General features: G+C 62.2%; 18 protein-coding genes. 7 read left to right on the forward strand and 11 right to left on the reverse strand.

What is annotated here, in order from left to right; translation table 11 throughout:
• The first annotated feature begins 45 nt into the window (after positions 1–45).
• Positions 46–930, forward strand: coding sequence for an NmrA/HSCARG family protein (locus tag C4J84_RS12265; protein WP_124435414.1), 885 nt, complete (start codon positions 46–48; stop codon positions 928–930).
• Here C4J84_RS12265 and C4J84_RS12270 read toward each other — a convergent pair.
• The 4 genes from C4J84_RS12270 to C4J84_RS12285 are packed head-to-tail and all read right to left on the reverse strand — an operon-like array spanning position 927 to position 5,548.
• Complete coding sequence (locus tag C4J84_RS12270) at positions 927–1,397, reverse strand: response regulator (RefSeq protein WP_124419963.1); 471 nt, start codon at positions 1,395–1,397, stop codon at positions 927–929. The genes C4J84_RS12265 and C4J84_RS12270 overlap by 4 nt on opposite strands.
• Positions 1,394–3,709: an ATP-binding protein gene (locus C4J84_RS12275; RefSeq protein ID WP_124435415.1), complete on the reverse strand. Its 2,316-nt coding sequence runs from the start codon at positions 3,707–3,709 to the stop codon at positions 1,394–1,396. Before C4J84_RS12275 ends, C4J84_RS12270 begins: the two co-directional genes overlap by 4 nt.
• A 10-nt stretch (positions 3,710–3,719) precedes the next feature.
• Positions 3,720–4,373, reverse strand: a complete 654-nt coding sequence (locus tag C4J84_RS12280; RefSeq protein WP_124435416.1) for a response regulator transcription factor — start codon at positions 4,371–4,373, stop codon at positions 3,720–3,722.
• Positions 4,370–5,548 (reverse strand): sensor histidine kinase, encoded by a 1,179-nt coding sequence (locus C4J84_RS12285; protein ID WP_124435417.1) that lies wholly within the window; start codon positions 5,546–5,548, stop codon positions 4,370–4,372. Before C4J84_RS12285 ends, C4J84_RS12280 begins: the two co-directional genes overlap by 4 nt.
• A gap of 165 nt (positions 5,549–5,713) precedes the next feature.
• Here C4J84_RS12285 and C4J84_RS12290 point away from each other — a divergent pair, with 165 nt between their 5' ends.
• From C4J84_RS12290 to C4J84_RS12300, 3 genes are all read left to right on the forward strand, one after another.
• The gene (locus C4J84_RS12290) at positions 5,714–6,232 is read left to right on the forward strand and encodes an SgcJ/EcaC family oxidoreductase (RefSeq protein WP_124435418.1); all 519 of its coding nucleotides are present in this window, start codon (positions 5,714–5,716) and stop codon (positions 6,230–6,232) included.
• Between the two features lie 264 nt (positions 6,233–6,496).
• Positions 6,497–6,814: a helix-turn-helix domain-containing protein gene (locus C4J84_RS12295; RefSeq protein WP_124435419.1), complete on the forward strand. Its 318-nt coding sequence runs from the start codon at positions 6,497–6,499 to the stop codon at positions 6,812–6,814.
• Positions 6,807–8,132 (forward strand): type II toxin-antitoxin system HipA family toxin, encoded by a 1,326-nt coding sequence (locus C4J84_RS12300; protein WP_124435420.1) that lies wholly within the window; start codon positions 6,807–6,809, stop codon positions 8,130–8,132. Before C4J84_RS12295 ends, C4J84_RS12300 begins: the two co-directional genes overlap by 8 nt.
• Here the strand turns inward: C4J84_RS12300 and C4J84_RS12305 are convergent.
• Positions 8,088–8,648 carry a TetR/AcrR family transcriptional regulator gene (locus C4J84_RS12305; protein ID WP_124366962.1) on the reverse strand — a complete coding sequence of 187 codons (561 nt, stop codon included), beginning with the start codon at positions 8,646–8,648 and terminating at the stop codon, positions 8,088–8,090. The two genes, C4J84_RS12300 and C4J84_RS12305, sit on opposite strands and share 45 nt — an antisense overlap.
• Before the next feature lie 124 nt (positions 8,649–8,772).
• Between C4J84_RS12305 and C4J84_RS12310 the strand changes: the two genes are divergently transcribed.
• Together C4J84_RS12310 and C4J84_RS12315 are read left to right on the forward strand one after the other, a co-directional pair.
• Positions 8,773–9,393, forward strand: coding sequence for a DJ-1/PfpI family protein (locus C4J84_RS12310; RefSeq protein WP_124370647.1), 621 nt, complete (start codon positions 8,773–8,775; stop codon positions 9,391–9,393).
• Positions 9,394–9,434: 41 nt separating this feature from the next.
• The gene (locus tag C4J84_RS12315; protein ID WP_124435421.1) at positions 9,435–9,974 is read left to right on the forward strand and encodes a DUF2867 domain-containing protein; all 540 of its coding nucleotides are present in this window, start codon (positions 9,435–9,437) and stop codon (positions 9,972–9,974) included.
• A gap of 18 nt (positions 9,975–9,992) precedes the next feature.
• On the opposite strand, the gene C4J84_RS12320 is transcribed toward C4J84_RS12315, so the two are convergent.
• The 6 genes from C4J84_RS12320 to C4J84_RS12345 all read right to left on the reverse strand — a co-directional run bounded on the left by C4J84_RS12320 (position 9,993) and on the right by C4J84_RS12345 (position 16,339).
• Positions 9,993–11,324 (reverse strand): ABC transporter substrate-binding protein, encoded by a 1,332-nt coding sequence (locus C4J84_RS12320; RefSeq protein WP_124370649.1) that lies wholly within the window; start codon positions 11,322–11,324, stop codon positions 9,993–9,995.
• A gap of 29 nt (positions 11,325–11,353) precedes the next feature.
• Positions 11,354–12,421, reverse strand: a complete 1,068-nt coding sequence (locus C4J84_RS12325) for a branched-chain amino acid ABC transporter permease (protein WP_124370650.1) — start codon at positions 12,419–12,421, stop codon at positions 11,354–11,356.
• A gap of 22 nt (positions 12,422–12,443) precedes the next feature.
• A complete protein-coding gene (locus C4J84_RS12330) occupies positions 12,444–13,325 on the reverse strand; it encodes a branched-chain amino acid ABC transporter permease (RefSeq protein ID WP_124435422.1) in 882 nt (293 codons plus the stop codon).
• A 2-nt stretch (positions 13,326–13,327) separates the two neighbouring features.
• A complete protein-coding gene (locus tag C4J84_RS12335) occupies positions 13,328–14,104 on the reverse strand; it encodes an ABC transporter ATP-binding protein (RefSeq protein WP_124435423.1) in 777 nt (258 codons plus the stop codon).
• A 10-nt stretch (positions 14,105–14,114) separates the two neighbouring features.
• Entirely contained in the window at positions 14,115–15,170 is a 1,056-nt protein-coding gene (locus tag C4J84_RS12340; protein WP_124435424.1) for an AMP-binding protein, read from the reverse strand.
• A gap of 230 nt (positions 15,171–15,400) precedes the next feature.
• On the reverse strand, positions 15,401–16,339 hold the full coding sequence (locus C4J84_RS12345) for a LysR family transcriptional regulator (protein ID WP_124435425.1): 939 nt from the start codon (positions 16,337–16,339) through the stop codon (positions 15,401–15,403).
• A 122-nt stretch (positions 16,340–16,461) separates the two neighbouring features.
• On the opposite strand from C4J84_RS12345, the gene C4J84_RS12350 reads away from it, so the two are divergent.
• Positions 16,462–17,307 (forward strand): SDR family NAD(P)-dependent oxidoreductase, encoded by an 846-nt coding sequence (locus tag C4J84_RS12350; protein WP_124435426.1) that lies wholly within the window; start codon positions 16,462–16,464, stop codon positions 17,305–17,307.
• The last annotated feature ends 520 nt before the right edge of the window (positions 17,308–17,827 follow it).

Raw genomic sequence — 17,827 nt, forward strand, 5'->3', positions numbered from 1 at the left:
GATTTCACTCACTGACTCACCTAAACCCACTGCAGGAGTTTCACCATGAGCATTCTGGTTATCGGCGCCACCGGCACGATTGGTTCACTCGTCACCCAAGGCCTTGCCGAGGCGGGCGCCGACGTCAAGGCCCTGGTTCGCCAGGCGGGCAAGCGTGATTTCGCCAAAGGCGTCACCGAGGTTGTCGCGGACCTCACCGATGTCGTCTCCCTGCGCGCCGCGCTGTCGTCGGTACGCACGCTGTTCCTGCTCAATGCCGTAACGCCCGACGAGGTCACCCAAGCCCTCATTACCTTGAACCTCGCGCGTGAGGCGGGTATCGAGCGCATCGTTTACCTGTCGGTGATCCATGCCGACACCTTCACCCATGTGCCGCATTTCACCGGCAAGCACACGGTTGAGCGCATGCTCGAAAGCCTCGATATGCCCGCGACGATCCTGCGTCCCGCTTACTTTATGCAAAACGACCTCATGGTCCGGCAGACGATTCAGGACTACGCGGTGTACCCGATGCCCATTGGCTCGGCCGGGGTTTCAATGATCGATACGCGCGACATCGCCGATGTAGCCGTGGCAGAACTGTTGCGCCGCGATAAAGCACCTTCCGCACTTGAGCGCGTAACCCTGGAATTGGTCGGGCCAACCGCACTGACAGGTGCTTCCGTGGCGAAGATCTGGAGTGCCGCCCTGGGCCGCGAAATCGCTTACGGCGGTGACGACGTAGTGGCCTTCGAAGGGCAACTGGCTGCCTACGGCCCCGGTTGGTTGGCGTACGACATGCGCCTGATGATGGCCGCTATCCAGACGTTCGGCATGCACGCCGCCGAAGGTGCCGTGGAGCGGTTGGAGGCGATCATCGGGCATCCGTTGCGTGCCTATGAGGACTTTGTGCGTGAAGCGACGGCCGGCTTCATCAGCCAACCGCACTAGCAGCGCCGAATAGCCGTCGAACCGCAGCGCTGCAGTAATTCAATCTGTTCCGCCGGCACCAGCGTCCGCAGCGTCTTGTACAGCACTCGGGTTTCCAGCAGGTTCCACACCCGCAGCATGGTTTCCAGTGCGTCCAGGGGTTTGCTGATGAAATCCCGGGCGCCCAGGGCCAGGGCGCGCAGGCGTGTGTCGCGGGTTGCGTCGGCGGTGAGCACCAGGATCGGCAGGTATTCGCCTTGAGGGATGCGCCGGTTGAGTTGTTCCAGCACGGCAAAGCCGTCGAACTCCGGCATGTGCAGGTCGAGGATCACCAGGTCCGGCTCGAAGCTGTTGAACAACTCCAGGGTGCGCAGCGGCTGGGTGCTGCTCAGCACGTTGGTGAGGCCCTCGCGCGCCAACAGCTGCTCCACCAGGTCGAGGTTCGGGCGTTGGTCGTCGATGATCAGGATACGCAGGTCGAGGTTCACGCAGGCTCCGGAAAAGCTTGGTCGAGGTGGGCAAGAAACCCAGGCACGTTGATCGGTTTGTTCAATACGGCGGTGGCGCCTGCCTGCAGCAATGCCTGGCGGGTCAGGTCGCTGGCGTCGGCGGTGATCATCAGCACCGGTGTGTCGTGGCTGATCGGTGACTGGCGCAAGCGTTGCAGCACCTTCAAGCCGTCGATGTCGGGCAGCGCCACATCCAGCAGGATCAGCTGTGGCGCATGCTGCGCGGCGAGGTCCAGCCCCAGCTGGCCTTGCATGCTCGACAGCAGACGTATGCCGGGCCGGCGTTGCAGCAGGGTTTCGATCAGCGCCAGGCTGGAGAGGTTGTGTTCGATACACAACACCTTGCCCTGGAACGTGCTGGCGACGGGGGCAGGGCGCTTCAATTCGGACTCGATGCCAGGTGTGGCGCCACTGTGGGCGTGAGCCACGCGCACGAAGGGCAGGTCCAGGGTGAAGCGCGAGCCGATGCCGGGTTGGCTCTGCACCTTGAGTTGGCCGTCCATGTTTTCCAGCAGGCTTTTACTCAGGGCCAGGCCCAGGCCGCTGCCTTCCACATTCGGGTCGGCCCCCAGGCGTTCGAACGGCTTGAACAGTTGCCCGATGTGATCGGCGGCGATGCCGTTGCCGGTGTCGCACACTGACACGCTGATCCGCTGACCGTGAATACTGATCTCAAGGCTCACCTGACCCTCGCGGCGGTTGTATTTGATCGCATTGGACAGCAGGTTCAGCAGCACCTGGGTCAGGCGTTGGCGGTCGGCGACGATGCCGGTATCCGCCGCCAGCGCTGGCAGCGGCTGGAGCTGCACGCCCGCGTCGGCGGCCATGGGCGACACCAGGGTCAACGCCTCCTGCAGGGCACTCGCCAGGGGGATCGGCGCGATGCTCAACGCCAGGCTGCCGGCCTCGATCTTGGCGATGTCCAACACTTCGTTGATCAGCGTGAGCAGGTGCTGGCCGGCGCGCAGAATGTGCCCGACATTGGCCTGTTGCGTCTTGGGCACGTCCATGTCCAACAACTGTGCGAAGCCCAGGATCGAGTTGAGCGGCGTGCGCAGTTCATGGCTCATGCGCGAGAGGAATTCACTTTTGGCACGGCTGGCGCGTTCGGCTTCCTCGCGGGCGGTGCGCAGGGCGATCTCCGCCGCACGGCGGTCGGTAATGTCGCGGGTGATCTTGGAGAACCCGCGCAGCGCGCCGGTAGCATCGTGTTGCGCGGTGATCACCACGCTGGCCCAGAACCGCGTGCCGTCCTTGCGGCAGCGCCAGCCTTCTTCGGTGTAGTCGCCGTTGCGGGTGGCTTCGCGCAATGCCAGGTCGGGGTGCTGCGGGCATTCTTCGGGCAGGTAGAACAGGGAAAAATGCTGACCGATGATCTCCTGTTCGGTATAGCCCTTGATCCGCTGCGCGCCGTTGTTCCAACTGGTCACATGGCCCGCTGTGTCGAGGGCGAAGATCCCGTAGTCCTTGACCCCGTCGATGATCAGCCGCAGGCGCTCTTCGTTGTCGCGCAATGCGCGTTCGCGTTCGGCCAGCAATAACCCGGCCTCCACCAGGCGGGTGCCCAACTGGCCGATTTCGTCTTTTTCCGGGGGCTGTGGCAGCAGCGGCGAGCCCTGGGCCAGGCGCTGGGCGTTGCGCTGTACATTCTGCACCCTGGCCACGATGCCCTTGGACAGAAACAACACCGCGACTATCGCCCCGAACAGCCCGCAGATCGCCGCCAGCCAGGTGGACAGCAACAGCCTTTGGCGGGTGTCGGACGCCGCAGCGCTGCGCTCGGCCAGCAGTGAGTCTTCAAGGGTGAGCATGGTGCTGATGTGTTGGCGCAGGACATCGAGGATCTGCTTGTTGCTGATCAGGATGGCACTGATGGCTTGCGGCGTGGCCTTGCTGTCCTTGAGCATCTGCTCCAGCCCGTCGACCTTGGCCTCGATCAGCGGTTTGATCGCGCTGAGCTGCTCGCGCACGCGTTGATCGCGCACGTTGCGGTCAAGCCGGCGCAGGGCTGACTCGATCTGCGGCTTGGCGTTCAGGTAGGTGGGCAGAAAGTCTTCGCGGTGTGTGAGCAGGTAACCGCGCACGCTGGCGGCGGCTTCGGCGAGCAGGGTATGCACGGCCTGGATATCGCCTTGCACGCGCAACACGCGGCGCACATCTTCTTCGGCGCGAGCGGTCTGGCGCTCCGTGGTGTAGATCAGCACCAGGGATAGCAACAGCACCACCAGGGGCAGCGAAATGACCACCAGCGCTTTGCCGCGTAACGGCAGGTCGGCCCAATATTTTTTCATCGGCGGCGCTTCATGATGGCGTTACCAGGCCCAGGGCGATGCCCCGCACGGCGGCCTGGGTGCGGTCGGCCGCGCCGAGTTTGCCGATCACCCGCTCGACATGGGCCTTGGCCGTGCCGGTGGTGATGCCCAACTGTTCGCCGATGGCCCGGTTGCTCATGCCGTTGGCGACCAGGCCGAGCACCTGGCACTCCCGTGGGGTCAGTGGCTCGCCGGGGGCGGCACCGCTGGCCTGGCGTTCGGTCATGCGCCGCAGCAGCCGGGCGCTGACCGCCGTGTTAAGCGCTTCGCCGCCGGCGGCCACCTGTTGCAACGCCTGGATCACCTCGGCGCGGCTGGCATCTTTGAGCAGGTAGCCCACTGCACCGGCTTGCATGGCCGCCTCGAGGTACTCGGGGCTGTCGTCCATGGTGAACATCACCACCTTCACCTCCGGCAGGCGTTGTTGCAGCAAGCGGGCGGCGCCCAAACCGTTGAGGCCGGGCATGCGAATGTCGAGGATGACAATGTCCGGCAGCAGTCGCTCACACAGTTCCACCGCTTGCAGGCCATCGCTGGCTTGACCAACCACCTCAAACTGCGGGTGGCCGGCCAGCAGGGAGACGAAGCCGGTGCGCGTGACTTCATGATCGTCCGCCAGCACCAGGCGCAAGACGTGGGTCATTGAGGGACTCCGATCCAGTGGGCTGGCACGCGAGCGTGCAGTCGGGTACCGCCGTCGGTGGCGCTGGCGCAGGTAAAGCTGCCGCCCAGCAGGCTGGCGCGCTCCTGCATGGTGGCGAGGCCCAGGTGCTGGGCGTCATCGAGTGACGGCTCCGACGTGAAGCCCTTGCCATTGTCATCAACCCGCAGCGACGCGTGACCGTCACGCAGCGCCAGGGTCAATTGCACTTGGCTTGCGCGCGCATGCTTGAGCACATTGTTGATGGCTTCCTGGCCGATCCGGAAGAGGGCGATTTCCACCTGGCTGGGTAGGCGAGTGTCACAGTGTGCCTGCCAGAGCACGTTGATGCCGGCGTCACGCAGGCGGTCGGCTTCTTTATCGAGGGCTTTGAACAGACCGAAATCATCCAGCACCGTCGGACGCAGGCCCGCGATCAGTTGCCGACCCTCGCCGACCGAGTGTTGTGCCAGGGTCAGTATCGCCTGCAGGTCGGCGGCCAATGCGTCCGGCAGCGGCGGGCAACGCCCGGCGAAGCCTTGCAGCCGTTGGTGCAGACCTGCGAGGGTTTGCGCCAGGCCATCGTGCAGGTCGTAGGCCACACGCTTGCGTTCATCCTCCTGGGCGCGGAGCAAGCGGTTGACCAGGTCGGACAGGGTTTTGTCGCGCGTCTTGAGGGTGCTCAGCAGCCGCTCGTTTTCAAGGTGGGCAGCCAGCAAGGTGGCGAGCAGTTGCAGCGATTCGCTGTCCTCATGCTCCGGCGTGCGCAGGCTGACGCTATTGCCCAGCACCAGTACGCCAATGGCAGGACCGTCGCCGGCGCGCAACGGCACTTGCAGGACGCTGGGCAAGTCCTCTGATGGCCGATCCTGCCAACACGGCGTGCGCAGGCTGCGGTCGGCGAGGTGGGCGAGCCTGCTCAATCGCGCCGGGTTGCCATGGCGGGCGCTGGTGTGCGCGATGCCGTCGGCGTCCCACTCCTGCAGCAGCCCGTGGTCCATCGCCAGAAACCCACAGGCCCGCGCGAGTACGCGTTCGCGCATGGCGTCGGGGGCCAGTTCGCGCAATTGCTGCCCGGTATCCACCAACAGACGCAGGCGCGCCGTACGGCTTTCCGACTGGCGGAAATGCGCGCGCATGGCCAAGGCGCTGCCGGGGTCATGGGGGTTGTCATGCACGGATAATGCTCCAGTGGACGGCGGGCGCGAGGGGGATGTATTAAACATCGTTGAACACCTTGGCGCTATCTGCCAAATGGCATAGGTAAACACCTCCGGTTGGCCGATGGCGGGCGCGGGGGAGGAGGGCAAAGTGGGCTCAACGACGACCACTGGAGTAACACCATGAAATTCAAGATCGCGCCGCTTGCCCTGATGTTTGCCCTGAGCGCACCGATTGTTCACGCTGCCGAGACAGCCCCCTATGTGTACCGTGAGGTGGCCCAGGCGCCGGCCAATGTGAAAGACCGCGAGATTGCCGGGCTGTTCGATCGCTGGAACAGCGCCTTGCAGACCGGCAACGTTAAATCGGTAGTGGACCTCTACGCACCGGGCGCCGTGTTGCAGCCGACCGTGTCCAACCAGGTGCGCACCACGCCGGAGCAGATCACCGACTACTTCGACCACTTCCTGATGCTCAAGCCGGTGGGCCAGATCAACTACCGTGAGATCCGCCAACTGGGCAGCAACGTCGCCATGGACAGCGGTGTGTACACCTTCACCCTGACCGAATCGGACGGCAAGGTGCGCCAGGTGCAGGCACGCTATACCTTTGTCTATGAGCAGGTGGGCGAGCAGTGGAAAATTCTCAACCATCACTCTTCGGCGATGCCGGAAGTGCAGGTCAAACACGCCGGGAAGTAACCGCTTGAGCAAAATGCCCATGCCTGTGCAGGTGTGGGCTTTTTGCGTTCAGCGCCGTTGAAGGGCTGACGTTACGCGGCTGTAATGCACGAATGGCGTTTTTCTTGCGCCCATTCTTTGCTCTATAAATCCAATAAATCGTGGGTAATCGTAAAGGTTCAGACGTTAACACCCAAAATACTGGATTTAACATGCTTGTTAGTCACTGTGGTTAATTCTATAGTCACGGGGGTTAACTGGCAGGGCATGGGCTGGGTACACACTATGTTGGATTTAAGCTTCAGCAAGCCGAGCGAGGTCGTCAAGCGCCTCTGCGATCGCTTGCGCACAGAGCGTCTGGCGCTGGACATGACACAAGTCGACCTGGCCGGACGTGCCGGCATCGGCACCAACACCGTTTCCAACCTTGAAGCCGGGCGCAATGTCGGGTTCGAGAACCTGGTCCGGGTGGCGATGGCCCTTGGCCGGACCAAGGAACTCGAAGGCCTGTTCCTGCCTAAGCTGGACAGCATCGAGGACATTCGACGCTATGAAAACAGCGCCAATCGTCTGCGTACCAAGAGGAAGCCCGGCAATGCTTGAGCAGGTGAATGTCTTCTACGAGGGCTGGGGCGAGCGGTGGCAATGGGGCACGCTGGTGTCCACGACCGCCTTGACCGGTCGCCCATTGATCCTGTTCGAGTACACCCATCAAGCCAGGCAAAGGGGCTTGGAACTGTCCTCCTATACGCTGCCGTTGGAGGGGGCTCAACTGCGCCGAGACTTTCCAGACCACCAGCTGTACTTGCCAGGGCCTGTTTACGACGCGTTGCCGGATGGGTGGGGCATGTTGTTGATGGACCGACTGTTCCGGCGCCGCGGGCTCACCACCGCGCGCATCGGCCCACTGGAACGGCTGGCCTACGTCGGCAGCAGCGCGATGGGCGCCATGACATTCGAGCCCGTGGTACCCGAAGGGCTGGAATCCACTGCCCACATTTCGCTGGAGCGGCTTGCCACCGAAGTGCACCAAGTGCTCCATGGCGATGGGGGCGAGTTCCTGCAGACGTTGCTGCTGGTGGGCGGCTCGCCTCAAGGCGCCAGGCCCAAGGCCCTCGTCTATCGCGATCCGGAAACGGGAAGGTTCACCACCGCCGTCACGCCGGGTTTTGAGGCATGGTTGATCAAGTTCCCGGCCAAAGAAGAACAGGCCGAGGTGTGCGCCATCGAAATGGTGTATGCCCAATGCCTGCGCCTGTGCGGTATCGAGACCGCTGACACGCAGTACTTCAGTCTGCCCGGTGGGTTGGCAGCGTTTGCCAGCAAGCGATTTGACCGCCGGGACGGCGTGCGCATCCCCATGCAAAGCCTCGCGGCCTTTACGGGGGCCAATTACCGGTCTCCTGGGGTGTTGGACTATGTCAACTTCTTGCGGGCAACGCAGATGTGTACCAATGATGTGCGAGAAATGGCGGTGGCCTTCGAGCGTGCCGTCTTCAATGTTGCGTTCAACAACAGAGACGATCATCCCAAGAATTTTGCCTATGTCATGTCCAAAGGCGGTCAGTGGAGACTGTCCCCGGCTTATGACGTGACCTTCTGCGAGGGGCCAGGCGGTTACCACCAGATGGACGTTATGGGAGAAGCCCTGTCGATTTCTCGCGCACATATGCTCAGGCTTGCCGAGGAAGCCGAGCTGCCCCCGGAGGTTGCAGGCCGAGTGATTGACGGCATTTGTGAGGTAGCGAGCCGGTTTGCAAGCATCGCCGAAGAGCTGTACCCACAGGCGATTAACCGAGACACCTTGCGCATGATCCAAGGCCGCATCGATCAGAACGTGGCTCTGCTACAACTCGATCAAAAGACAACCCTCAGCTCAGGATCGAAGCCGCCACGGCGAAAGAGCCCCTTCAAAAAGTGAAACGGCTCGGTGCAGGAAACGGTTGAAGCGCGCGGCATCACGCCGTAACCCCGCCTGTTGGCCGCCAATCAGGCACAGATGGGCCATCTGACCCATCACTTCGGCTTCGCCGGGCCTGTTCACCACGCTGCGGCAGGTGCGTATGGCGAAGTCCAGGCGTCTTGCGTCCACACGCTGCTGGAACTCGCCCACCAACGGATCGTGCAGCGACCAGGCGCGGATGGAAATTTCCCGCCCGGGTTGTTTCTCAGCGGCAATACTCAAGTAGCGTTTCAAGGTTTCGCCGGCGCTATGACCTTGCGCGGCATAAGCGAGCATGCGCTCCGTGTAGTCTTCCTCCCAGGCGGCCAGCAAGGTGCGGACAAAGTCTTCGCGATTGCGGAAATGGTGATAGAAGGATCCACGGGTCACATTCAAGCGGCGCGACAGACTCTCGGCCGACACGCCAGAATGCCCCGCTTGGTCGAGCGCCTCAAAACCCGCCGCTATCCAATGGTGCCGCGTTAGTGTGCTCACCCGTTATTCACTCCCTATTTAGCGCCATACAGGCTGTGTATGGTGCGCAAACGATGGATAGGCTACGAACACCCGCATAGATGGCCGCTGCGTTTTGCAGGCCTGCCTGTTCATGGAGTTCGCCTTGAAGAAAATCGTTCTGGTTGCTTTCGACCACTTCACCGATATCGACCTGTTCCTGATGTGGGACATTCTAGGCCGCAATACGCAGGACTGGCACGTGCGAATAGTGGGTGCCAGTCCCACGGTGCGATCGGCGCACGGCCTGCCTGTTTCGGTGCACGGTCCGCTTCGCGAGGCCAACAGTGCCGACGCGGTATTGTTCGTCAGCGGTAAGGAAGGCATACCCGCTGCACTTGCCGCCCCGGATTTCCTGCCGGTGTTTGAACTTGACCCCAAACGCCAGCGCATCGGCGCCATCTGTGCCGGCGCTTTCATTCTCGAACGGCTTGGGCTGCTCAGCGGCCAGGCCACGACGCACCCGGATGCACGATCACAGCTGCAGGCTCTTGGAGTTGAGTGCATGGACCGGCCTCTTGTCTTCCACGGAAACGTTGCAACCGCTGGCGGATGCCTTTCGGCGCTCTATCTGGTGGGATGGCTGGTGGAGTCCTGGTTCGATGTCGACAAGCGCCGTGCGACTTTGCTTCCGGTACTGCCAACCGGCCAGCAAGCGCTCTATGATGCCTTGATCGGGCTCAGTATTCGGCAAGCAGAAGTGGGCACGTTGACGACATCCCTTTGATCCATGCTCATGTCCCTTGGCACTCAGAAGAGATCCCCCCGATGCCCCGAGAATTCGCGCTCGTTACGGCCGTGCCTGTCCCCTCAAGGTCCGGCATCACCCACCTTTATCAATCGATGCACCTGGCTGACGCTTTTGCGATTCGGCTCCCGGCGGGCACGTCCGGTGACGCGGATGTGCTGGCGCGATTCATCCTGTCCCACCAGCCAGCGTGGGTCGGCTGGCTCATGACGGTGCGCGACACGATCGTTGCCTGTTTTGGTCTCAAGACCGCCAGGTACCTGGCATCACTGGCTGATCGGGTGGGCGTCTTCAAGGTCTACAGCACCCACCGCAGCGAAATCGTATTGGGCGAAGACGACAAGCACCTGGACTTTCGCATATCGGTCCTGTGTGCGGATGAGGCCGAGCCAGACGGCAGTCGCCAACTGGTTTTTTCAACCGTTGTCCACTGCCACAACCGCCTGGGCCGAGCCTACATTTTTGTTATCGCGCCGTTTCACCGCTGGGTTGTCAAGGCCAGTCTCGTTCGGGCAGCGCGCGTCGGTTGGCCGCTGGCTGGCGTAGGAGCAACTCGCTGACAGCGGATCGCAAATGCCTCACTGCTCCTGGCTGCAATCACGCGGCGTGATGCCTTTCTCTTTCGCGTAACCGGCTGCGGAGGCTTCGATGATCGGTCGCAGCAGCGCGCGGTCGGCTTGTACCCAGTCGCTGATCAGGTTCCAGCGTTGGCCGTCCCATTGCTGGAAGCGCACGGCGCCGCCGCCTTCGTGGTCGGCGCAGGACAGTTTCAGCGGTTGCACCAGGCCCTTGGCGCCCAGCGCTTGCAGGCGCGCGTCGTCCAGGTTCAGGTGTTCGAAGCCCCAGCGCACTTGCTCGCCCGTGAGGGGCTTCTGGCCATATTTTTCCTGGGCCAGGCGCAGGGCTTCGACGTTGAGAATGCCGTTGACCACGCCCAGGTTGTAATACACGGTGCCAAATCGCTTGGGGTCGGCCAGGTTGCCCTTGCCGGCATTCACCACGCTTTGCGCGATGCCTTGCAGCACCGGGAAGTCAGTGCCCGACGGGTGCGTGGTGATCGAGATAAACCCCTTGGCGGCGGCACCGGCCGGCACCACGTCTTCTTCGGAGTTGCTCCAGATATTGCCGATGATGTGATCGGCCGGGTAGCCGACTTTCTGCGCGGATTTAAGCGCCACCGGGTTCATCACGCCCCAGCCGCGCAGGATCACCCAGTCGGGCTTGAGGCGACGGATGTTCAGCCACTGCGATTGTTGCTCGTTGCCGGGGTGCGGCACTTCCAGCAAGGTCAGTTCGAAGCCGGCGTTTTTCGCCAGGGTCTGGAGCACGCCGTTGGTTTCCTTGCCGTAGGGCGAGCCGTGGTAGAGCACCGCGATTTTCTTGCCCTTGAGCTTGTCGGCGCCGCCTTCGCGCTGGCCGATGTAGTTGATGATCGCCGAGACTTCCGAATACGGGTTCAACTGCAACGGGAATACGTAAGGGAATACGCTGCCGTCGGTGGAGTCGGTGCGGCCATGGTTGATGGTGATCAGCGGCAACTTGTCGGCCGTTGAACGTTCCAGCGTGGCGTAGGCGATGCCCACTGACAGCGGGTTGGTGGCGGCGGCCGGCGCACCGTTGAGCCCGCCCTTGAGGCGTTCATAGCATTCGACGCCTTTTTCCACCACGTACTCGGTCTCGCATTCGCTCCAGGTCAGCTTGACGCCGTTCACTCCGCCGTTGGCATTGATGTATTGCAGGTAGTCGATGAAACCGCCGAAGAAACCGCTGCCGCCAGCGGCGTAAGGGCCGACCCGGTAGCTCTGCAAAGGGAAGTATTGTTCGTTGGCGGCCTGGGCGCCGGCCGTGAGCCCGGTGGTGATCAGGGCCAGGCACAGGGCCAGGCGGCGCAGCGATAAGCGGTGTGTCATGGAGGTCATTCCTGGGGGGGGTATTGAGTTCAGTAACGCAGCGGCCAAACCCTGGCCCGTTGACGAAAGCGCTGCCACAGACGGGCCAGCCCCTCCGGTTCCTTGATCAGAAAAACGATGATCAGCGCGCCAAACAGCATCTTCTGGATGTTCTCCAGCTGGCCCGCATCCATCAGCCCGGCGGGCAACAGGGCGAAGAGGTTGCCCAGCAGGATCGGGAATAACACGATGAACGCGGCGCCGAGGATGTTGCCGAGCACGCTGCCCAGCCCGCCGATAATGATGATGAACAGCACCTGGAACGAACGGCTCAGGTCAAAGCCGTGAGGTTCCACCGTGCCCAGGTAGGCGAAGGCCCACAGGGACCCGGCGACGCCCAGGTAGAAGCCGCTGATTGCAAACGCCAGCAGCTTGGCCTTCAACAGCCCAATACCGATCACGGCAGCGGCGGTGTCCATGTCGCGCACCGCCATCCAGTTACGCCCCAGTTCGCTGCGCACCAGGTTTTTACCCAGCCAGAACAGCGCCACCACCACGGCCAGCGTCAGCACGTAGCGGCCGCGCGGGGAGCTGAAATCCAGTCCGGCAATCAGCAGCGGCGGGGAGGTGATCACGCCGGACGCGTTGTCGTTGGTAAACCAGCTGAAGCGGGTGAGTACCCACTCCACCACGAATTGCGCGGCGAGGGTCGCCACCAGCAGGTAGAATCCCTTGATGCGCAGGCTCGGCAGCCCGAAGAACACCGCCACCCCGGCGGCAATCACGCCGCCCAGGGCAAAGCTCACCAGCAGCGGCAGACCGGGTACGCGTAAATGCAGGTTGTAGGCGGCAAACGCGCCCACGGCCATGAACGCCGCCGAGCCCAGTGAGAGTTGCCCGGCGTAGCCCGTCAGCAGGTTGAGCCCGAGCCCGGCCAGCGACAGCACCAGCAGCGGCACCAGGATTGCGCTGAACCAGTAGTCATTGCCCAGCCAAGGCACCGCAAAAAACGCCAGGCCCAGCAGCAGCCACAGCGCGACGCGGTCCTGGCGCAGGCGAAAGGTACGGCGCTCGGCCGCGTAGGAGGTGCTGATTTGACCGGTTTCTTGATACAGCATGCAGAGAGTTCCTCAGGGACAATCAAACCCGTTCGATGGCGCGCTCGCCGAACAGCCCGGCAGGCCGCACCAGCAGGAACAGCAACGCCAGGACATACGGCACCCAGTTTTCAATGCCGCTGCCGATGAGCGGGCCGAGGTAGATCTCGGCGACTTTCTCTGCCGCGCCGATGATCAAGCCGCCGACAATCGCCCCGCCGATGGACGAGAACCCGCCGATGATCAGCACCGGCAGCGCCTTGAGCACCACCAGCGAAAGCGAGAACTGCACGCCCAGGCGCGCACCCCAGAGCAACCCGGCCACCAGGCCGACACACCCTGCCACCGCCCACACCAGGGCCCAGATGCGGGGCAGGCGGATACCGATGGCCATGGACGCCAGCGGGTCGTCGGCCACCGCGCGCAACGACAGGCCCACCCGCGTCTTGTTGAACAGCAGCGACAGGACGATCACCAGCACGGCTGCGGTGCCGGCGGCAAACAGGTCGAATTGCGAGAGCAGCATGCCGCGGATTTCCAGCGGTTCGTCTTCGATGCCCAGGTCCAGCCCGTGCACCTGTGCGCCCCACAGGAACTGCGCAAACCCTTCGATCATGTAGGAGAGCCCAAGGGTGGCCATGAACAGGATGATCGGTGGCCGGTTGACCAACGGGCGCAGCACGACTTTTTCAATCAGCAGCGCCAGCACCACCATGCTCGCCAGGGTGACCAGGAACGCCCAGGCGAACGGGAAGCCTCGCTCCAACAGGCTGACAAATGTCAGCGCGGCAAACAGCACCATGGCGCCCTGGGCAAAATTGAACACGCCGGAGGCCTTGTAGATCAGCACAAAACCAATCGCCACCAGGGCATACATCACACCCGCCAGCAGCCCGCCGATCAGCACTTCGAAGAAAAATTCCATGCTCAGGTACCCAGGTAGGCGGCGATCACATCGGGGTTGGCGCGCACCTGTTGCGGGGTGCCGTCGCCGATCTTGCGACCGTAGTCGAGCACCACCACGTGGTCGCACAGGCCCATGACCACGCCGATGTCGTGTTCGATCAACACCACGGTGGTGCCGAACTCGCGGTTGATGTCGCGGATGAACTGGCTCATCTGCGCCTTCTCCTGGGCGTTCATGCCGGCCATGGGCTCATCCAGCAACAGCAGGGTGGGTTCGGCGGCGAGGGCGCGGGCCAGTTCGACACGTTTTTGCAGGCCATAGGGCAGGGTGCCGACCAGCACATGGCGCCAGGGATGGATCTGTAGAAAGGCAATCACCTTTTCCGCTTGCAGGCGGTGCGCGTCGTCCTCACGCGGTGCCCGGCCCAGGCGCAGCATTTGCTCGATCCAACTGCTGCGGCGCTTGAGGTTGCGCCCGGTGAGCACGTTATCGAGCACGCTCATGCCCTTGAACAGCGCGATATTCTGGAAGGTCCGCGCAATGCCGCCTTCGGCCGCCTGGTGCGCACGCATGCGTCTGCGGGTCTGGCCTGCGTACTGGATGCTGCCGCTTTGGGGGTGGTAGACCCCATTGATTACATTCAGCAACGAGCTTTTACCCGCGCCGTTAGGGCCGATCAGGCCGCAGATGTCGCCGGCCTTGACCTCGAAGCTGATGGAGGTGATGGCCTTGATGCCTTTGAACGACAGAGAGATGTCATCGAGCCGCAGTAATACCGCTTCAGTGGGTGTGCGCATGGAAGGCTCGTCAGGCAGATTGAGGCAGCAAGTGGTCGCTGGGTTCGTGGCGGGAAGCGGGTTCTTGCCAATGGCCGGGACGGATGCCCAGGGCACCGAAGAACGCCGCACTGTCCGGATTCAACGCTGGCCCGACCAACAAAGGCACGCGCAGGCGGCTCATCCCCAGTACATCCAGCAGTGGCCGACGGACCAGCCAGTGCCCCAGCCAGCGGCGTAGGGGGGATCGGCTCGGCTGCATGCCCCAGCGGTACACGCGATGGCTGAACGTCCCCGGCAGCGGCAGGCGCTCACGCACCCACTGTTCCAGGCGCGCATAGGATTCGCGGGTGCCCAGCACCAGGGTCGGGCCCAGTTCGCGACGGTCGGTATCGCGGGTGGCCAGGGCCTCCGGAAAGTTCAGCCCAAAGCCGGCATGCAGCCAGGGTGCAAGCAGGTAGCGTGCTTGCCCGCTGGCGGCAAACACCCGTGCGGCCAGGGCCTCGTCGTCGGCGCCGAGGTGTTCCCGGTCGACCAGCGCACGGGCGCCTGCGAGCAACTGCGCATGGGTCAGGCGCTGGGTGGTCTCGGCATGAAAGACGAAGGCAGTGGCGTCGGGTTGCGGCGCGTGGGCGGGGGGCGGGGCATCGGTACGCAAGTCGGCATAGTCGATCAAGCCGGCGTCCGGGTATTGGCTCAGGCCACGCCCGTCGAGGAACACCACCACGTCACGCTCACGCAGTTGTTGCAACGTGTCCAGGTCTTGCACGACCACGAAGCGCGGCCGCAGCACGCCCAGCAACACCTGATTGTCGCGTTCCGGGTCGAGCAGTGTGACGCTGGCGCCCAACCATTGCGCCGCCAGCGCCAGCAACAACGCTTCGGGACGCGCCTGGCTGATGATCAACAGGTCATCGTCACGCCCCAAGCTGCGCTGGTGCAAGGCAGCGGCGAGCTGGCTGACCTCGCGAGCCACCTCGCTCCAGCTGCGCTCATGCCAGATGCCCAGGCGCTTGTAGCGCAAAGCGATCGCCGACCCGCGGATGTGGGCTTGACGCAACAGCGCCTGGGGCAGTGTCTGGGGCATGGATGCATCCTTCGGGGTAGGAGCACAGGTGATTGCATGCGCCATGCCAGAGGGGTAAATGCTTTTATTTCAATTAGATATGTAAAGTATCTGGTAATTGGCGTGTGTTGATTCAGTACAAGCTGTCCAGGCACTGTTGATGCGTGAACAGTGCTTTCAGCCGATGGTTAGGGGCAGAAGCAAACGCTGTAGCCCATGGGCGCATCGCTCAAGAATTACCCACTGGCGCTCTAACTGACCTGGACGGCCAGCGTCCTTTCAACCTGGGGGGCTGCGTTGAAGTCGAGCATGGAAATGAAGCTGTCCATCAACGGTGATTCGTTGTGGGTGTTCCAGCTCATATATAGGCCGATTGCCGGGTTGGGGGAGGCGGTCACCGGGTAGATCCGGCGGAACAGGACCTTGTCGCGCATGATTGAGCTGGCAATCGACTCAGGCACCAGAGCAACGCCGAAGCCACAGGCGACCAGGCCGATCAGGGTATGGATCTGCGCGGCCTCCTGCACCACCTTGGGATAAAAACCGGCGGCTTCACACAACGCGATCAGCTGACTGTGATAGCCGCTGCCCAGAGCTTCGGGGGTGAATACGAAGTCTTCCCCGGCGAAGTCCCGCAAGTCGATCTGACCTTCCTTCGCCTTGGGGTGATGGGCGGGCAGCGCCATCACGATCTCTTCATCCAGCAACAGGCGTGACTCGACGGTTTCTGCCGAAATCGGCAACTTGCGCATGAAGGCTATATCCGCTTCTCCCGCCAGAATGGCCTTGGCCTGGCTGGAGGAGGGCATCTCCTTGATGATCAGTTGCACGTTGGGGAACGTCTCGCGGAACTGCCGCAGGATGCTGAGCAGCGACTCGTAGTAGGCGATGGACACCGCCGTCACCGTGAGTGTGCCGGCAATCCCCTCGGATACCTGACGTGCGTGTTCGGTGCCCAACTCCAGCTCTTTGAGGGTGCTATAGGCCGTGTTCAGGAACGCACCGCCGGCCGGGGTCAGTTTGACCCCGCGCTTATTACGGGTGAACAGGCTGAATCCCAGTTTGTCTTCGAGGCGATTGATGGCTTGGCTCAACGGGGGCTGGGCCATGTGCAGGCGAATAGCAGCCCTGTGGAAATGCAGTTCTTCAGCCACGGCGATGAATTGGCGTAACAGGCGGGTTTCGATCATTTCTTCTGTTCCTTCATTTGAACTGATTGATAGGCGCCAAGTATCAACTTGCGCCGCCGTTAGTATTAAACAGCGCGGATACACCTTGTTAAGGTGAGTTGGTACTCAAGAGGAAATCGCCAATGAACTTTACAGGAAAGACTGCGGTTATAACGGGCGCTGGCCGAGGGCTGGGTTTTAGTTACGCACAGGCGTTGGCCACGCTGGGCGCCAATGTGGTGATCAATGATGTCGGCGCAGATAAGCTGGGCGCGGGAGGCGATGGCTCGATCGCCATGGAGGCTGCCAAGACCCTCAGGGACAAGGGCTTCAACGTGGTAGGGCATCATGGCGATCTGAGTAGCGAACAGGGTTGCGAGCAATTGATCGCAGCGGCCATCGAGGCGTTTGGCCAACTTGATATCTTGATTCACAACGCTGGCTGGGTCGGTTATCAACCCATTGAAGAAGCCGACGCGACCTTCATCGGCCGCGCAGTGGATATCAATATCTATACACCTGTATGGTTATGCAAACATGCCTGGAAACACCTCAAGCAGTCCTCCGCCGCACGGGTGGTACTAACGTCGTCCGACCGTGCGATGTACCAGCAGTATGCACAAACGGGCCTGGTGGCATATGCCGCCGGCAAGATGGCGCAATTGGGCATCATGAATGCGTTGAGCATGGAAGGCGCGCAGGTGGGCATCTTGGTTAATGCGGTATCGCCCGTGGCCAAGACGCGTATGTGGGGTGTTGTCGGCGAACCGGAAAACCTCAAGCCCGAATGGGTTGCGCCTGGGGTGGTCTTTCTGGCATCCCAGCAATGCGAGGATTCTGGCTATGTCCTGCGCGCCAGCAACGGACAATTTACGGCGACGCGGTTTGTCGAAAACCCGGGTGTCGACTATCCCGTCGATCTGGCCCGAGTCAAAGCCGACAGTGCCGAGCAGGTTGCTCAACTTTGGAACCGGATCAAGGAGTGTTGAATGAAGTCGGGTAGGGCGGCCACGCCCAGCCCGCAAAGGTCGATCTTGAAAACGCCGCTCAGTCGCTTTCTCCTTTCAAGTTCCTGGCTGCGCGGCCGATCCAGTCCTTAGCGCTCCGAGCAGTCTCCCTCGAAGTACGCCGACGCTTCAAACCAGCTCCACAACAATAAAAACCTAACGGGGTTAGCCATGACCATTTTACAGCGGGTTATCGGGGGCTTTGCGGTGCTTGTGCTGTTGCTGCTGACCATGGCAGGGGTCAGCTATCAAAGCACGCATTCTATAAGCGAGCGTCTGGGCATCATCACGAGCCAATCGGCACCATTGAGTCGTGCGGCCAGTGAGTTGTACGTGCATATCCTGCGCGCCAACCAGGCGTTGCTGGCCATGTTGATCAGCACCGATGTCAAACAGATCGACGCCGGCAAGCAAGCGTTCACCGACAGCATTACCCAGTTCAATCGCTTGCTCGACAGCACGGCGGTCTACGTCGTCGACCGCGACGAGCTGAAGGCTGGCC

The organism is Pseudomonas sp. R11-23-07, from assembly GCF_003852295.1.
Taxonomy (GTDB): domain Bacteria; phylum Pseudomonadota; class Gammaproteobacteria; order Pseudomonadales; family Pseudomonadaceae; genus Aquipseudomonas.

Coding starts and splice junctions, on each gene's coding strand:
- C4J84_RS12265 (WP_124435414.1), top strand. CDS start 46: ATGAGCATTCTGGTTATCGGCGCCACCGGCACGATTGGTTCACTCGTC.
- C4J84_RS12275 (WP_124435415.1), bottom strand. CDS start 3,709: ATGAAAAAATATTGGGCCGACCTGCCGTTACGCGGCAAAGCGCTGGTG.
- C4J84_RS12280 (WP_124435416.1), bottom strand. CDS start 4,373: ATGACCCACGTCTTGCGCCTGGTGCTGGCGGACGATCATGAAGTCACG.
- C4J84_RS12290 (WP_124435418.1), top strand. CDS start 5,714: ATGAAATTCAAGATCGCGCCGCTTGCCCTGATGTTTGCCCTGAGCGCA.
- C4J84_RS12295 (WP_124435419.1), top strand. CDS start 6,497: ATGTTGGATTTAAGCTTCAGCAAGCCGAGCGAGGTCGTCAAGCGCCTC.
- C4J84_RS12300 (WP_124435420.1), top strand. CDS start 6,807: ATGCTTGAGCAGGTGAATGTCTTCTACGAGGGCTGGGGCGAGCGGTGG.
- C4J84_RS12315 (WP_124435421.1), top strand. CDS start 9,435: ATGCCCCGAGAATTCGCGCTCGTTACGGCCGTGCCTGTCCCCTCAAGG.
- C4J84_RS12320 (WP_124370649.1), bottom strand. CDS start 11,324: ATGACACACCGCTTATCGCTGCGCCGCCTGGCCCTGTGCCTGGCCCTG.
- C4J84_RS12325 (WP_124370650.1), bottom strand. CDS start 12,421: ATGCTGTATCAAGAAACCGGTCAAATCAGCACCTCCTACGCGGCCGAG.
- C4J84_RS12330 (WP_124435422.1), bottom strand. CDS start 13,325: ATGGAATTTTTCTTCGAAGTGCTGATCGGCGGGCTGCTGGCGGGTGTG.
- C4J84_RS12335 (WP_124435423.1), bottom strand. CDS start 14,104: ATGCGCACACCCACTGAAGCGGTATTACTGCGGCTCGATGACATCTCT.
- C4J84_RS12340 (WP_124435424.1), bottom strand. CDS start 15,170: ATGCCCCAGACACTGCCCCAGGCGCTGTTGCGTCAAGCCCACATCCGC.
- C4J84_RS12345 (WP_124435425.1), bottom strand. CDS start 16,339: ATGATCGAAACCCGCCTGTTACGCCAATTCATCGCCGTGGCTGAAGAA.
- C4J84_RS12350 (WP_124435426.1), top strand. CDS start 16,462: ATGAACTTTACAGGAAAGACTGCGGTTATAACGGGCGCTGGCCGAGGG.